Origin of the sequence: Sulfurimonas paralvinellae, assembly GCF_014905135.1 — a bacterium.
GTDB classification, from domain to species: domain Bacteria; phylum Campylobacterota; class Campylobacteria; order Campylobacterales; family Sulfurimonadaceae; genus Sulfurimonas; species Sulfurimonas paralvinellae.
In genome coordinates this window covers 720,237-737,177 of sequence record NZ_CP041406.1, presented here as the reverse complement: position 1 = coordinate 737,177, position 16,941 = coordinate 720,237, and the positions used below count along the sequence as shown (strand labels likewise).

Genomic DNA, 16,941 nt, shown 5'->3' with positions numbered 1-16,941 from the left:
AAGTTCTTATTTCAACTTATCTTTAAGCAAATCACCTAAAGAGTGTGACTCGTTGTCGTTAATCTCTTCAAGCATTGCCTGATTTTTAATGTAATCTAATTTTTTAACAGAAAGACGGATACGGTCACGACGAGTATCGATGTTTGCTACTGCTGCTTCGATCTCTTGACCAGGCTCTAACTCTTCTTTGTTAAGCGGTGCTAAATCTTCATCACGGATAAGCGCATCAACACCATCTTCAAGAGATACAAATACACCGAAATCTTTAATATCACGGATAGTACCTGTAACGATTGAGTTTACTTTGTGTGTTTTTGCAAATTGATCAACAGGAGACTCTAAAAGAGTTTTTCTGTTAAGAGAGATTTTTTGATCTTCTTCATTGATCTTAGCAATTTTAACTTCTACTTCATCACCAGATTTTAAAACGTCTCTTGCTTTTGTGTTTTTATCCCATGAGATATCTTGGTTATGTAAAAGACCTTCAACACCATCAATGCGAACAAATGCACCAAAATCAGTAAGTGATGTAACTGTACCAGTTACAATGTCACCTTCATTGTATTTTTTCAAGAACTCATCAAAAGGTTTTGGAAGCAGTCTTTTGAGTGAAACACGAAGTTTGTGTGTTTTCGGGTTGATCTCGATAACTTCAACATCGATCTCTTGACCTACTTCTAAATAATCTCCAGGATTTTTAACATTTTTGTTCCAAGTGATCTCTGAAATATGTAAGAAACCTTCAATGTCATTTCCAAGATCAACGAAAACACCATAGTTTTCAATGTTTGAAACAGTTACAGTGATAGTATCACCTTCATCAAGTTCAGACTCTACTTCAGCCCAAGGATCCGGTTGAACCGCTTTGATAGAAAGAGAAAGGTGTCTTTTGTCTTTGTCATAAGAGATAGCTTTAACAGTTACTGTCTCACCCTCTTTGTAAAGTTTTGACGGATTAACCGGCCCTTTATAAGAGATCTCATTATAGTGAACAAGACCGTCAACACCACCAACATCTACGAACATTCCATAAGAAGTGATCTTTTTGATAACACCTTCAACAACAACATCTTCTGCCATCAGTTGATCGATGATCTCTTTTTTCTTTTTACGCTCTTCATTGAAAAGTTTACGACGAGAAACGATGATTGAGTTTTCAGCCGGATCAATTTTAACAACCTGTGCTTTGATCTTACGACCTACTACATCATCACTATCTTTAAAAGCAGCAAGTGAACGCGGCATAAAGAAAGAGACTGCATCAGCTTCTACTACATAGCCACCACGGTTTTTCTTCGTGATTACACCTTCAATGACAAGATCTTCAAAATCATCTTTGTGTGCATCGATGAACTCAATAGTTTTTTCCTGCTCTAAAACTTTTTTGTAAGAGATTTTAGGACGCTCATTGTAGTATCCCATAATCATTACTTTGATTTTATCACCAGTACCGAACTTCAGTTCACCATTTTCATCACGAATCTCATCTAAATTGATGATACCTTCGAGTTTGTCACCTACACCGACCAATGCTCTGTTGTCATCAGCCTGTACTTCTACGATCTCACCTTCTACGATGCGACTTGTTTCTTGTTGTTTTTCACTTGCAGCAAACATTTCTGCAAAATTTTCTTCTTCTTCAAATGATTCGTTATCGAACGCCATTACCTATCCTCTGTTACATAAAAATTGCGTGATTATACCTAAATTATGATTATATTGGTATTAAACTTTGAAGAAATGGAGGTTTGTGTCAACTCTTTTACGAATTGACACCTGCCTGAATTGCATCGACGACATTTTGAATGATCCAGTCCGGAGTTGATGCGCCTGCTGATATACCGCAGAGTTCCTTATTATCAAACCATGAAAAATCCAACTCTTTTTCATCTTCTATATGGTAAGAATCAGAGCAGTTTTCATGAGCAATATTAAAGAGCTGCTTTGTGTTTGAGGAATTTTTTCCGCCGATGATTATCATCACATCGGCACGTTTTGAAAGTTTGCGAACGGCATCTTGATTTTCAAATGTAGCATTGCAGATAGTATTGAACACACGCACCTCTTTATGACGAGGAATGAGATAGTTCGCTATCTCCATATAATCTTCCACTTTTCTTGTTGTCTGCGCAATGAGAGCGACTCTCTCATGGAGTTTCACATCTTCAAGATCTTTTGGCTCAGTTACAACCAATGCCCCATGTGTTGCATAGGATTTCACTCCCTTTATCTCCGGATGCTTTTCATCACCAAAGATAACGACACTATAACCTTTTTCACTCATCTCCTGAGCGATTTCCTGCGGTTTTGTCACAAACGGACAAGTTGCATCAACAACATCCACACCGCTCTCTTTGAGTGCTTGGAGTTCATCTTTGACAATACCGTGTGTTCGGACAATCGCTTTGTCACCCGGTTGAAATGTCTGAAAATCCTCAACAAGACCGACTTTGAAGTCTTTATCAAGTCTGGCAATCTCTTTTGAGTTGTGGATCAATGGACCGTATGTCGCAGCATTGGTATTTTCTTCAGCTATCTTGATCGCACGTTTTACACCAAAACAAAAACCGTAATTTTCAGCCAGTTCTATCTTCATGAAACAAACTCCACAGCGGTAATCTTTTGCAGCAGTTCAAAAAAGTTCGGAAAAGAGGTATTTATACACTCAAGATCCGTTACTTCCATACCGCATTTTAGTCCTGCGATGATAAAGCTCATCGCAATTCTATGGTCACCGTCACTGTCAACTACAGCGCTTTTCAACTCGCCGCCAACGATTTTATAACCGTCTTTATACTCATGCACTTCAATGCCGCACGCACGCAGTCCCTCAACAACAGTTGCAATTCTGTCAGACTCTTTGACGCGAAGCTCCTCGGCATTTTTGACCAGACTCTCACCCTTTGCACACGCCATAGCAATGGAAAGTGCCGGTAGTTCATCAATAAGCCACGAAATATTATGCTCAACTGTTATACCATGAAGCGGTGCATATTTTACTCGGATATTTCCGATGGGTTCATATTTATTGTCAGTTAGTTCATACGCTATGTCCGCACCCATATGTTCAAGCATTTTAAATGCTTCAATACGTGTAGGATTGAGTGTAACACCTTCTAAAACTATTTCACTTCCGGGAGTAATGGCAGCTGCCACTGCAAAGAAAAAAGCCGATGACGGATCGGCAGGTACACGTATTTTTAAAGGCAAAAGAAGATTTTGCATCGGTTTGATAGTAGTTTTAAGTCCATCTACGCTCACATCCGCACCCATGCCTTTAAGCATTCGTTCTGTATGGTCGCGTGAGAGTTCCGGCTCCGTGTATGTACACTTGCCATCTGCTCTGAGTGCCGCTAATATCATACATGATTTTACCTGTGCAGAAGCGATCTTACTCTTATAATCAAAAGCTTTCAAAGAAGCTCCGCGAATAGAGATCGGTGCTAAATCACCATTTTCCCGACCATCTATCTTTGCACCTATGCTTATAAGCGGCTGTGTAACACGCTTCATGGGACGACGGCGAAGATATTTGTCGCCTGTCAGTACAAAATGTCCCTCAGCTGAACTTAAAAGCCCGCAAAAGAGTCGCATTCCCGTTCCCGAATTACCACAGTCAAGAATTTCAAACGGCTCTTTAATGCCATCGGAAGATATAGTAATGACTTTCCCGTCATCTTCAACTTTTGCACCGAGATTTTTAACGATCTCCAAAGAGTTAAGCGTATCTTCTGCACGTAAAAAGTTTTCAATAACACTCTCTCCATCCGCCAGCATCGCAAACATAACAGAGCGGTGTGAAATCGACTTGTCCGGTGCTATTTCAGAGATAGCAAGCGAAAAATCTTTTGCAGGCGATACACGTACTTTTTGCATTATCTCAGTCCTATGCCAAGTTCTCTGTTGAGTGCTTCAAGAATCTTATCCATCGCTGATGTAATATCCTCTTCTTCAAGTGTTTTTTCATCGGACTGTAGTACAAATCTAATAGAGAGACTCATATTATCTCCAAGTACTTCGTCTGTATATCTATCAACAGGGTAAAAACGAATCAACTCTTCTGTCGCATTAGCATTAATGACGGATTTTACCTTCTCATAAGACATATCTTTTGGCATAACGAGTGAGAGGTCTCTGAACGAAGCTTGATATTTTGACTTTTTCTCTGCAATTTTAAGCTCATACGAAAGTTTTTCAAAATCAAGTTCACAAAGGTAAGTTACATCAAGATCATACGCTTTTTCAACTTCAGGATGGACTCTGAAGAGTTCACCAATCACTTCACCGTTTTGCACGACGGCCGCAGATTGATAGATATGAGAAAGTGTATGCGTAGTCTCATACTCACGCAACTCTACATCACCGATGATATCAGCGATCTTCTGCACAAAATATCCAAAATCGACTTTTGCAGGTTTTCCGCTGTTTGCAAGGGATTCTTTCTCTTTTTCACCGCTAAAAAGCAATCCCATTTTTAAAGACTCCTCACGCAATGGTGTAAAGACAGAACCTATTTCAAAAAGTCTCACCGATGCATAGCCATTCTTGACATTTTGTGATGCCGCTTTTAAAAGCCCTGTCAAAAGAGTAGGACGCAGCGTATCAAGCGTTTGAACGATTGGATTTAAAAGTTCAAGCTCCTCTTTTGTCGTCTCAAACCCATATGATTGAAGCACTTTTTTCTCATCAAAAACGAAGTGAATAGACTCATAAAAACCACTTTGCGCACATTTATGTCTATATACTGAACGTTTTTTATATGCAAAATAGTTATCTTCAAGTCTATTTGCCTCTTTGAGTAAGAACGGCTTGGATGGGATATTGTCAATACCCACCATTCTCACGATTTCTTCAACAATATCCTGCTTGTTTACAATGTCATGACGGAATTGCGGGACAGTGATGACAAATTTATCTGTTGATGATTTTGAAGTATCAAAACCAAGATTTTTCAAGATCTTTGTAATGACGACTTTGTCAATCTCTGCACCGATAATCGCATCGATCTCCTGTTTTGAAATGATAACTATCTTCTCTTTGAAGTTTTTTGAGAGTTCTATGCTTCCGCTGAATGTCGTCGAATTGGAAAACTTCTCAATAAGATCGATACAGTAAGAGAGTCCGCCTTCTAGTTCCGGTTCACTTCCACGTGAAGTTTTATAGAACATCGGTCCTGCTTCTATCTTGACTTCAGCCATTTTTTTCGAAATAATATCCGGCGGAATATAAGAGGCTTCAAGAACAACCGTACCTGTCGGTTCTTTCATTTTTGACTCATCATTTTGGATGATGCCTACAATGGAAGCTATCTCTTTGTCTTGATTTTCAATACAAGCAAAACCATGTTCATCTTCATCAAGCATTACTTTTCCTAACTTCTCTCCTTCTTTTGTAAAGAAATCATGTTTATAAGCTCGTAAAATCACTCCTGTCGCATGTGTGACATAAAGCATTATAGACTCTACATCACATACTCTGCTTTCATCGATCTGTGCCAGTCTGAGTTTTACGATAAACGGCAGTGAAAGATCTTTGAGGTCAAGTGCCTTGTAACGTAAGTTCACATCCAGATCTTTCTCATGAACAAGAGAAAGTATACGCCCAATACCGCGTTTTTCATCATTGTCTGTAACTGCATACTCTTTTATCGGTCTGTCAAAAGCAGCTGAGAGATCTCGTGCAACACCACGGATACTTAAACAGTCTCCGCGATTTGCAGTCAGCTCGATCTCAATCAGGTCATCATTGAACACTGGATTTGCAGACAACTCTTCACCGAGTTTAAAACTGCCTATACTGCTGTCAAGTTCCATGATTCCTTTTCCGGTATCCGGAAGTCCAAGTTCACTTGATGAACAGATCATCCCCTCAGAGTCAATACCACGAAGTTTTACCGGTTTTATCGCCATACCGTCAGGCATAACAGCCCCGATTGTAGCAACAGCTACAAACAGTCCTGCACGTACATTTGCAGCGCCACAGACAATCTGGCGTGTTGCAGAGCCTATATCAACTTTACAGATATTGAGCTTATCAGCATCAGGATGTTTCTCACACTCCAGAACTTTTCCAAAAACTATCTTTGGAGGAATTCTATACTCATGCACTCTGTCAACTTCAAGACCGATAGCATTAAATGTTTTGGCAACGTCCTCAGTTGAGATACCTTCAAGGTCTATCCACTCTTGTAACCAAGATCTTGTAACTATCATTGAAATTGCTCCAGTAACTTTATATCTCCTTCGAAAAGTGAGCGAAGGTCTCCTATGTGATGGATCAGCATTGCAAAACGCTCGACGCCAAGTCCAAAAGCGTATCCGCTTACATTTTCATATTTCACAGCCTCAAAGACATTAGGATCAACGATACCGCACCCTAATACTTCAAGCCATCCGGTATGTGAACAGACGCGGCATCCTTCTCCTTTACAAAATACACAAGAGATATCAACTTCCGCAGAAGGTTCTGTAAATGGGAAGAAAGAGGGGCGGAAACGCACATCTACATCACCAAACATATACTTTAAAAAGTCTTCTAAGATGAATTTGAGGTTTGCAAAAGAGACCTTACCTTCTTCATCAACCAAAAGCCCTTCTATCTGATGGAACATAGGTGTGTGTGTGAGGTCGTAATCACGGCGAAAAACTGCACCCGGAGCGATCATACGGATCGGCGGTTTACTCTCGAGCATCGTACGTATCTGCACAGGTGAAGTGTGTGTACGCAGAAGCATCTCATCTTTAAAATAGAAAGTATCCTGCATATCACGTGCAGGGTGATACTTCGGCAGATTCAACGCTTCAAAGTTATGAAAATCATCTTCGACTATTTGTCCAGTTTTGACTGCAAAATTCATAGAAGAGAAATACTCTACGATTCTGTCCATCGTCTCCATAACAGGATGCAGTGCACCTGCTGAGCTTGATGTAGAGAACATAGAGACATCAATGGCTTCTGCTTTCATAGCCTCTTTGAGAGCCTCAGTTTCGAGCACTATCTTTTTGGCAGTGAACTCATTCATTAGGTTTTGTTTATGTGCATTCAGATCTTTTGCAAACTGTGCTTTTTGTTCATTGGGAACATCTTTCATCTTTGCAAATTCTGCGGCAAGAATGCCTTTTTTTCCAAACAATGCAATACGAATCTCTTCTAACGAAGCAACAGATTCTGCATTATTTATTTTATCGTACCACTCTTTCAATTGAGAGTCTCCATAATTTCTGAAATTTTAGAGAGATTATAGCAAAAGTAATTTATATATAGCTTCATTTTCTTATTTATATGCTACAATAACCCAAAAACAAGGAAATAGCTATGTGTCTATTCTGTAAAATTGTCAACAAAGAGATACCATCAAATATAGTTTTAGAAGATGAGAATTTTTTGGCCTTTCATGATATCAATCCAAAAGCACCTGTTCATATTTTAGCCATCCCAAAGATCCACGTGGATAGTTTCAATGAAGTCTCTCCTGAAACCATGGCAGGCATGACAAGCTTTATTCAACAACTTGCAAAAGAGACGAAACTCGATAAAAACGGATACAGAGTCATCACAAATATCGGTGAAAACGGCGGACAGGAAGTAAAACATCTGCATTTTCATGTTCTCGGCGGAGCAAAACTTAAATGGGATCATTTTAGTGATGCCGATCCAAAAGATTTCATCTAACAATGATTAAATACATTGCACTGTGCACGCTTTTAGCCTATGCTGCACATGCTGCAAGTTTTACCCAATACAAACTGCAAACACAGAAAAAATTCCAACAGGAAAAATCAAAATTTCAAACATATAAATCAGCACAACAGAGAGCTTTTTATAACTATCTAAAAGAGTTGCAAAAACATTGGAAAAAACCGATTCTCAGCACTCAAAAAGTCTTTGTCACCTACACAAAAGACAAAAAAAGCCGCACACTCATAGACTTTAAGAACAACACTCTTAAAATCCAGACAATAGCAAATCATAAAAAAAATGCAGAGCAGAAACTGGCAGTTGCACTTGCCAAAGCCGTTACTTTTAATGCAAAAGATTTTTATACTGACGATGAACTGCAGCAACGACTGAAAAAAATTGAACAAGAAAATGGTCTTGTCAGTGACAACATAGACAACACACCTGTTTTGGCTCCCGTAATTTTCAATCAAAAACCAACAAAAGAAAAACTTTTCAAGTATGTCAAAAAAACACTTCACAACAATACAATAAGTAAGACAAAAGGACGAGAAGAAAATATTTATACGCTCAATATACAACTGCCAAACGATGCAACACTCAAACGCTCACGCATCTACTACGAGGATGTAAAAAGAGAAGCACAAAGCCAAAAAATCCCACTCTCTCTTATCTTTGCCATTATCCACTCAGAAAGCAGTTTCAATCCGATGGCGCGATCTTATATTCCAGCTTACGGTTTGATGCAGATCGTTCCAAAAACAGCCGGCATAGATGCCTATTACTATCTCTATAAACAAAAAAGACTGCTCGGCAGTTCTTACCTTTACAATGCAAAGAACAACATCAAAATGGGCAGTGCCTACCTGCATATTCTCTACTACAGCTATCTCAAAGATATCAAAAATCCTCAAAGCAGACTCTACTGCACCATCGCAGCCTATAATACAGGTGCAGGTAATGTTGCCAGGGCATTTGTCGGCACAAATAATCGATACAAGGCTGCTCAACAGATCAACCGCCTCACACCAAAAGAGGTTTACAATCAACTACTGAGTGATCTACGTTATAAAGAGTCAAAAAGATATTTGGTAAAAGTAAAAAGAAGAATGGAAATTTATAAAAAGCTTTATAAGAGGGAGAGTTAGAGAAAAAAATCTCTAACTACAGCAGGCATCTATCTCGCCAAGGTCGATGTTACTGCCGCCACCGCTGATGACTTTTTCATTTTCACGGATGACTTTACCGTTATGTGTCACAGAGTAACTGATCTCTGTTGTATCACGGATTGTGTTGATAGTTGAACAGTATGTCTCGATGGAAGCTGCAACCCAGCGGGCAGCCTGAACATCATCACCATCAGAGTTAAATTTGTAATCTAAAAAGAGTTTTGTGAATTTTCTCGGATGATCCTCTGCACGTGTTGCATCACCTTCAACTACCAAATCCGTCACAGTGAATCCCTGGTTTTTTGGAAGCAGTACGATATCTGTCGCGCTGCAGGTAATAATCCCAGATAAAAAATACTCTACAGGAGAGATAGTCGGACAATCAATTATAAAACTGCTTTTTTCAGTCTTAGCCTCAAACTTCATTGCATCCTTATGTGTAATCGTTACTTTCATTATGACTCCTTGTCTGTATTGAGATAATCTTTAAAATACTCAAGCTGTTCTTTCGTTCGCTCACTTGATGTTCCGCCTTGAGAAGTTCTTGCGTTCATAGAGTGACGAAGGCCTAAATACTCCATCACATCTTCTTGTATACGATCATCGATCTCTTTTAGGTCTTTAAACTCCATTTTTGAAAGATCGACACCAAGTTCTTCTCCTTTTGCAACAGCACGTCCTGTAATGAAATGCGCTTCACGGAATGGAATGCCGCATTTTTCTACCAGATAATCTGCCAAATCCGTTGCAGAAAGATGTCCGATAGCACAGGCTTTTTCCATATTTTGTGGTTTTACCTGCATCGTTTTTATGGCCTCTTTTAAGATCTCAAGTGAGATCTCAGCTGTTTCAACAGCATCAAAAACACCCTCTTTATCTTCCTGCGTATCTTTATTGTATGCAAGAGGCAGACCCTTCATAACAGTAAGAAGTCCGACTAAAGCGCCATAGACACGACCTGTTTTTCCGCGTAACAGTTCAGGAACATCTGGATTTTTCTTCTGCGGCATAATGGAGCTTCCCGTTGAGTATTCATCTGAGAGTTCAATGAAACCAAATTCATAGCTCGACCACATAACCAGTTCTTCTGAAAGACGTGAGATGTGCATCATCATTGTAGAGATGTTAAACAAAATCTCCAATGCAAAATCTCTGTCACTGACCGTATCAAGACAGTTCACGCTCACGCTGTCAAAACCAAGCAGCTCGGCCGTATACTCTCTATCTACATTGTGCGGTGTCCCTGCAAGTGCTGCGCATCCAAGAGGAGAGATATTGTTTCTTGCAAAGGATATCTCAAAACGCTCAACATCCCGTTTGAACATGGAGAGATAAGCACCCAGATGAAAACCGAAATTTATCGGCTGTGCATGTTGCAAGTGTGTCATACCGGGAATCAATGTCTCCGTATGCTTATTGGCAACTTCAAGTATCGCTTCCATAAGAAGTTTAATCGCCTCTGCAATTTCCAAATTTTTACGCAATACATAGCGACGAAAATCAACAGCCACCTGATCATTTCTACTTCGTGCAGTATGGAGCTTCTTCCCTGTATCGCCAATGAGCTGCGTGAGACGTTTTTCAATCCCCATATGCAGATCTTCATCAGATATTTTCCACTCAAATTCACCTGATTCTATCTCTTTTTGCACCTGAGAGAGTCCCTCTTTGATCTGTTTAAGCTCTTCATGAGTCAGAATACCCTGTTTAGCAAGCATTGCCGCATGCGCAAGAGAACCTTCGATATCCTCACGATAGAGTTTTCTGTCATACATAATTGAAGCATTGAATTGATCGAGTAAGTTTGAAGCGCCTGCACTAAAGCGGCCTGACCACATTTTATCCATTATTTGTCCCTTAAGCGTTATTTCATAGTTATTAAAAAGTTTGATATTTTATCTAAAAAGAGAGATTTTACAAAGAGGAAATGAAAGAGAAGTGCAAAACTTCCCTTAAAGTGAATTAGTTACAGGCAGGAACATTTCCACTGTCTTTTGCATATTCCATAAGAAACTGTTTCAAGTGTTTTGATTTTTTAGCGTATCTTTTACTTTTAAAATATTTCCAGGATTTTTTTGCTTTTTGACTCTTAAGGTGAAGTTCTGCTAGAGGTTTCCCTTTATGTTTCATCAGCTTTTTCCAATGTTTTCGTTTATATTTCGATATAAAATTTTGACCGTCTTTATGGCATTTCAGACATTTCTTAATAAAAACTCTCTGCCCTTTATAGATAGCCGCGTCAGCTGTCGTTAACGAAAAAATAGTCACTGCAAGAAATATAAAAAGAATTTTGACCATTAAGGCATCCCCCTAAAAATTTAACTCCATATTACATTAGAAATTATTATATTTACCTTATATCACTGAAATTTGATTTTAAAATTACAAAAAAAACTATAATTGAAACTTATTGTAAAGTGCATCATCAAAATCCCAGACACCCCTTGCTTTCAGACTCTCAACAACACTTTGAGTACAATCGACATCATCCGGCCACTCTCTTGTAAAGCCGTCAAGCTGATTTTTATTTGTTCCATCGACACCGACCATCAAGCCGGAGACAAAAACATCACGCTGTGCATCTATATTGTTCGTTACACGCCAAACAAGCATATAAGAGTTATGAACATCATTTCTTGCAGCATCGACAAATACCACAATACGAAGATGCGGACTCAGCGTTACAAGTGCATCAAAATACTCTTTTACATTTTTCGTTTTGTTAACGCTGATGACCGTAATCGGATTTTTCGTTCTTCTCATAAACTGGTGCAGATCAACTACATCAGGGATAAACTCCTGAACTCTTTTGAATAACTCCGAATCTCCTAACAGCTGCGGTGCTTCTACCTGATTTGCCGCTGTTGCATCAATACCAAGCTTACCGCCTACAAGCGTTTCCGGAGAAGAGTGATCAAGCGCATCCAAAATTCCCTCTGTAATGAACATAGACTTTGGCGTAAAACGATTCAGCACATACGTAGCAAAGGCTTCATAATTCTCAAGCTTCGGTGCATTTTCATCTACAAAAACAGTATGTTTTACAAAACTCATCTGTCCTGCACCCCAAAAAGCGTGCATGAACTGTTTTGCATGCCCTTTATAAAGCGGCTGCATCTTTGCTAAAATAAGATTATGAAAACCTGCATTTTCCGGCATATGATAATCAATAAGATCCGGTGCGGTTGTCTTGAGAAGAGGAAAGAATATTTTTCCTGTAGCCCAACCCATATATTTGTCTTCCAAAGGAGGTTTTCCTACTACCGTTGCCAGATATGTTCTCTCGTTTTTCATGCTAATGGCACTTACTTCAAGTACCGGATACGGCTCTTCAAGTGTATAATACCCTGTATGGTCACCAAACGGACCTTCAATCTTAAGCTCACTAGGATCTACCCAGCCCTCAATGACATAATCGACATCTTTTGGAATGTAAAGCGGTGTTGTGAGTGATTTTACAAGCTGTGCAGGCTCTTTTGTGATAAGACCATACATAAGCAGTTCATTCACGCCATAAGGAAGTGGTGCCGTTGCACACCAGGTATAAAGAGGATTGCCTCCGATTCCGATGGAGACAGGCATCTTTTTCCCTGCTTTTTGATACTGATCGAAAAAGTGAGAACTGTCTTTATGAATCTGCCAGTGCATACCGAGATGATTTTTATCATAGACCTGCAGTCTATACATTCCGAGATTGACCATTTCCCCGTCAAGAGACTGTGTATAGACCTGCCCCATCGTAATGAACGGGCCGCCGTCTTGTTCCCAGGTTGTAAGAACAGGCAGTTTGTAAAGGTCTATCTCATCTTCAAGATATTTTATCTGCTGACACTCGCCCTCGCCTTTGAGGCGTTTTGGAAAGATATTTTTCAGTGAAAAAAGCTCTTTTGCCATATCTATCTTTTGCATAAATCCGGCAGGCGGTTTCATATGCAAAAGTTTTGTAATCTCATCAGCTACTGATTCGATGGTTCGGCCAAAAAGAAGCTCACATCTCTTATATGAGCCAAAAACATTCATCATTACCGGCTCGTCAAACTTTACATCTCTTTTTTTATCGACGACATTTGTAAAAAGAAGTGCTTTGCCTCCATCTTCTTTTTTAACCTCTGCATATGCTATATGCGGAATTTCAAGGTAAATATCAAGCTCAGCGTCTATAACTTTGAGTTCATCATGTTTCTTTAAAAGATTAATCGTTTTTTTCATTTATAACCTTTGTGGCATTTCATCTTTGAATGCTGTTTTTTCCGCTTCAGCCAAAAGTTCCAAAGCACCCTCAGCTATCATAAGCTCAGCTATCTCTACACCAAGATTTTCACTCTCTTCTATACTCACAACAGCGCGTTCACGCATAATTTTTGTACCGTTAGGAAAACCGAGCATCACTCTAAAAACGATCTCATCTCCCTCACGCACAGCATTACAGGCAACCGGAGCAGAACATCCTGCGCCGATTTTAGAGATAAAGTCACGTTCGATCTGTGTACAAAGATAGGTGTCTATATCATTAAGGCTTTGTGCTATCTCGTAAAGTTTTTCATTACCCTGCACAATCTCAATGCCAAGAGCAGCTTGTCCCATCGGTGGTATCATCATGTCAAGTGAGAGTTTTTCAACATGCGGTATATCTTTTAAAAGATCAAGTCTATGCAGTCCGATATATGCCAAAATAATCGCATCATACTGCCCTTCTGCCAATTTTCTCAAACGTGTGTTGACATTGCCTCGAAGATCTTTCAGTTTCAAATCCGGTCTTTGTACCAGTAACTGCATGCGTCTTCGCAGACTTGTAGTCCCAACGACTGCACCCTGCGGCAGATCTTCCAAACTTTTGTACTTATGTGATAAAAAGACATCACTTTGATCCTGCCGTTGTGTAACGGCTGCGAGTTCAAGTCCTTGCGGAATATAAGTCGGTACATCTTTTAAAGAGTGTACCGCCATATCCGCTTCGCCTGCGAGCATTGCATCTTCAAGCTCTTTTGTAAAGTGTCCTTTACCCCCAATGAGCGCAAGCGGCTTATCCAATACCTTATCGCCGTTACTGACGATCTTATTGAGTTCTACTTCTATCTCAGGATATGCTTTTTCAACTCTCTCTTTAATATAATATGCCTGCCACAGTGCAAGATCAGATACGCGTGTTGCAATTCTTAATTTTTTCATCTATTTAACTTTCAAATATTTTTGCTTTGTATTGTCTACTTTTCCATCAAGATAAATTGTGGGTGTCCCACTTACCATTACGGCATTTGCAGTATCATAATCGTGATTTACCTGTTTAATGACTGCTGGAGTATTGAGATCTTTTGGTGTTAGATTTGTTCCTTCAACTTTATTGAATGCTCCAAGAATTTTTTTAACATCTCTCTCATTTGAATTGACATGAACTTTATAGAGTTTTTCGACAACATTTTTATGTCCCTGCAGTTCTGCTGCTGCAGCTGCCTTTACAAGATGTACTGAAGCAGGATGCAGACGTTCAAGTGGAAAATGATAGTAATAGACTGCAAATTTTTCAGGCTGTTTTTTCATATAATCAAGCGCACCGGGAACAAAGCCTTTACAAAATGGACAGAGCGGATCTGAAAAGATTGCCACTTTATGCTTCGCATCAGCGTTACCGAAAATAAGATTCTCTTTTGTATAGTATTCATCTTTAAAAGGTGGTTTTACAAGGTCTGTCAAACTTTCGCCGTCTTGCATATCTGTCAGCTCTTTTGTAATGATGCGACCATTTGAAAACCATATCATTCTCTGTTTAATGAGCCTTTTAGGCTTTGATTTCAGATACGCTTTTACATCGACAATATAAGCATTCCAGCCTTTTAACTGAGAAAGAGGAACAACATCGGAAACTTTCACATCGACAGATTTCAGCCGTGGATTTTCCATAAATTTATCATCTAAAAAATCTTCAACTTTATCACTTATATTTGCCGCATAGACAAAACTATTTAAGAGGAGTGTTATGCTCAATAATTTCAACATCAATGACATCTGAATCCTTTTTCATATTAATATTTTCATCCTCAAATGAGGCATTACAATTACCTGATTTTACATTATATCGGTTAACAATCATACTCGTAAAAGCACTGAACTGTAATAATATACCGATAATATCAGTCAAAAATCCCGGAATTATTAGCAAAATAGCACCAATGAGCGTAAAAAGATTGAGCCTTTGAAACTGTTCAAGATCGATGCAGTTGTAAGATACTGCTGTCATATTTTCCACAAGGGTTTTTCGAAAATTCACAAGAATGGAGATACCCACAAATGCCGTTAAGAGTATCTCAAAAAAAGTAGCGAGTCCTCCAATGGCAGAAGATATCTGCACAGAGACAAGTACTTCAAGAAAGAGATAGAGTAAAAAATAGATCATCTAAAGTATTTCCATGATTTTTGCATAGATATCATCTGCCGCTACGGCTGTTTTTTCAGTCGTTTGGCGATTGTAGATCTGAACTTGTCCGTTTGCCAGCTCTTTACCGATAATAACCGTATATGGAAAACCGATAAGCTCTGCATCTTTCATCTTAAATCCAAAACGCTCTTTTCTATCATCGATCATCACTTCCACACCGCTCTCTTGCAGCTGTCCGTAAAGTTTTTCACCAAGCTCTACCTGAGCCTCATCTTTAATGTTGCTCACCATAATGTTTACCATATATGGAGCAGTTGCTTTTGTCCATTTACAGCCGTTATCATCATGATGTTGTTCTATGACTGCCGCTACCAGACGACTCACACCCATACCGTATGTTCCCATGATAAATGGCTGACTTTTACCGTTTTCATCTAAAAACTCCGCTTTGAGCGCACTTGAGTATGTTGTACCAAGCTTGAAGATATGTCCGACTTCGATTCCCTTGGTAAAAGAGAGTTCACCGTCACAATTTGGACAGATATCACCTTCGTTAACCTCTGCTATTTCAGCAAAATATGCCACATCATCCAAGATGCCAAGATCAACACCTATGAAGTGATTATCAGCTTCATTTGCACCGCAGATGAGATTTTTCGCACTTTTGAGATCACTGTCAATGACATGTTTTGCCTTATCCTGATCGAGTGGTCCTATAAATCCTGGCTCCAAACCTATCTCACGCAGCTCTTCTTCACTCACATCGACAATATCAAGTGCATCGGTTGCGTTGACTGCCTTGACTTCTTGGAGATTATCACAACCACGTACAAAGAAAAGGACAATTTCGCTCTCATCTTCATAGATAACTCTTTTTGCAACACACTTGACTGTATAGTACGGATCAACTTTAAAAAATTCAGCAAGTTCATCGATACTCTTGACATTCGGTGTCAAGAACTTGTTAAACTCAGCTTCGGGGGCTTCAGGAATATTACTGCGTCTACTTCTTTTTGCCGCTTCGATATTGGCACCGTATTCACATTTTGAACAGACTGCTATAGTATCTTCACCACTGTCAGCGAGTACCATCAACTCCTTTGAACCGCTGCCGCCTATGGCACCACTGTCCGCCTCTACCACTCTAAAGTCAAGCCCGAGACGTGTTAGTATCTTTTTGTAAGCTACTTCCATAGCATCAAATTCACGGTCAAGATCCTCAGTATCTGCATGAAAAGAGTAACCATCTTTCATAATGAACTCACGTCCACGCATCAATCCAAAACGAGGACGTGCCTCATCGCGAAACTTGGTCTTTATCTGGTAGAGATTAAGCGGCAGATTTTTGTATGATGTCACACGGTTACGTACAAGATCGACCATCATCTCTTCATGTGTCGGACCCAGTACAAAAAGATTGTTCTTTCTATCTTTAAAACGTAACAGCTCTTTACCGAACTTCTCGATTCTTCCACTTTCAGCCCACAGGTCAGCCGGTGTAACAAAAGAGAGTTCAACTTCCTGCGCTCCTACTTTTGTCATCTCTTCGTTTATGATTGCTTCGATTTTTTTGATAACACGTTTTGCAAGCGGCAGATAGTTGTAAAGCCCCGCTGCAACCTGTGTAATAAAGCCGGCACGCGACAAGAAGATGTGACTAGGCAGTGAGGCATCTGAAGGCGCCTCTTTTGATGTAGGTATAAATGCTCTGCTTCTTCTCAA

Annotated in this window: 15 protein-coding genes; 2 read left to right on the top strand and 13 right to left on the bottom strand. The window is 39.5% G+C overall.

The annotated features are described in order from the left end of the window. Positions 1-6: 6 nt before the first annotated feature. From FM071_RS03945 to pheS, 5 genes are all read right to left on the bottom strand, one after another. A complete protein-coding gene (locus tag FM071_RS03945) occupies positions 7-1,665 on the bottom strand; it encodes a 30S ribosomal protein S1 (protein WP_193111714.1) in 1,659 nt (552 codons plus the stop codon). Positions 1,666-1,762: 97 nt separating this feature from the next. After that, positions 1,763-2,596, bottom strand: a complete 834-nt coding sequence (locus FM071_RS03940) for a 4-hydroxy-3-methylbut-2-enyl diphosphate reductase (RefSeq protein ID WP_193111713.1) — start codon at positions 2,594-2,596, stop codon at positions 1,763-1,765. Continuing rightward, positions 2,593-3,876: a 3-phosphoshikimate 1-carboxyvinyltransferase gene (gene aroA / locus FM071_RS03935; RefSeq protein ID WP_193111712.1), complete on the bottom strand. Its 1,284-nt coding sequence runs from the start codon at positions 3,874-3,876 to the stop codon at positions 2,593-2,595. The genes FM071_RS03940 and aroA overlap by 4 nt, the downstream gene beginning before the upstream one ends. Beyond that, the gene (gene pheT, locus FM071_RS03930; RefSeq protein WP_193111711.1) at positions 3,876-6,212 is read right to left on the bottom strand and encodes a phenylalanine--tRNA ligase subunit beta; all 2,337 of its coding nucleotides are present in this window, start codon (positions 6,210-6,212) and stop codon (positions 3,876-3,878) included. The genes aroA and pheT overlap by 1 nt, the downstream gene beginning before the upstream one ends. Then, the gene (gene pheS / locus FM071_RS03925; protein ID WP_193111710.1) at positions 6,209-7,201 is read right to left on the bottom strand and encodes a phenylalanine--tRNA ligase subunit alpha; all 993 of its coding nucleotides are present in this window, start codon (positions 7,199-7,201) and stop codon (positions 6,209-6,211) included. Before pheS ends, pheT begins: the two co-directional genes overlap by 4 nt. Positions 7,202-7,314: 113 nt before the next feature. Between pheS and FM071_RS03920 the strand changes: the two genes are divergently transcribed. After that, positions 7,315-7,671, top strand: coding sequence for a histidine triad nucleotide-binding protein (locus tag FM071_RS03920; protein WP_193111709.1), 357 nt, complete (start codon positions 7,315-7,317; stop codon positions 7,669-7,671). Between the two features lie 2 nt (positions 7,672-7,673). Further along, positions 7,674-8,825, top strand: a complete 1,152-nt coding sequence (locus FM071_RS03915) for a transglycosylase SLT domain-containing protein (RefSeq protein ID WP_193111708.1) — start codon at positions 7,674-7,676, stop codon at positions 8,823-8,825. Between the two features lie 12 nt (positions 8,826-8,837). Here FM071_RS03915 and FM071_RS03910 read toward each other — a convergent pair whose 3' ends face one another. The 8 genes from FM071_RS03910 to FM071_RS03875 form a co-directional block, all read right to left on the bottom strand. After that, positions 8,838-9,302 (bottom strand): OsmC family protein, encoded by a 465-nt coding sequence (locus tag FM071_RS03910; RefSeq protein WP_193111707.1) that lies wholly within the window; start codon positions 9,300-9,302, stop codon positions 8,838-8,840. After that, positions 9,302-10,693: an argininosuccinate lyase gene (argH, locus tag FM071_RS03905; RefSeq protein WP_193111706.1), complete on the bottom strand. Its 1,392-nt coding sequence runs from the start codon at positions 10,691-10,693 to the stop codon at positions 9,302-9,304. Before argH ends, FM071_RS03910 begins: the two co-directional genes overlap by 1 nt. A gap of 115 nt (positions 10,694-10,808) precedes the next feature. Continuing rightward, a complete protein-coding gene (locus tag FM071_RS03900; protein WP_193111705.1) occupies positions 10,809-11,144 on the bottom strand; it encodes a cytochrome C in 336 nt (111 codons plus the stop codon). Positions 11,145-11,240: 96 nt separating this feature from the next. Beyond that, positions 11,241-13,055, bottom strand: coding sequence for a menaquinone biosynthesis decarboxylase (locus tag FM071_RS03895; protein ID WP_193111704.1), 1,815 nt, complete (start codon positions 13,053-13,055; stop codon positions 11,241-11,243). Then, positions 13,056-14,015, bottom strand: a complete 960-nt coding sequence (gene hemC, locus FM071_RS03890) for a hydroxymethylbilane synthase (RefSeq protein WP_193111703.1) — start codon at positions 14,013-14,015, stop codon at positions 13,056-13,058. Beyond that, on the bottom strand, positions 14,016-14,849 hold the full coding sequence (locus tag FM071_RS03885; RefSeq protein WP_193111702.1) for a DsbA family protein: 834 nt from the start codon (positions 14,847-14,849) through the stop codon (positions 14,016-14,018). Then, positions 14,803-15,237, bottom strand: coding sequence for an FxsA family protein (locus tag FM071_RS03880; RefSeq protein ID WP_193111701.1), 435 nt, complete (start codon positions 15,235-15,237; stop codon positions 14,803-14,805). The genes FM071_RS03885 and FM071_RS03880 overlap by 47 nt, the downstream gene beginning before the upstream one ends. Next, a complete protein-coding gene (locus FM071_RS03875) occupies positions 15,238-16,941 on the bottom strand; it encodes a proline--tRNA ligase (protein ID WP_193111700.1) in 1,704 nt (567 codons plus the stop codon).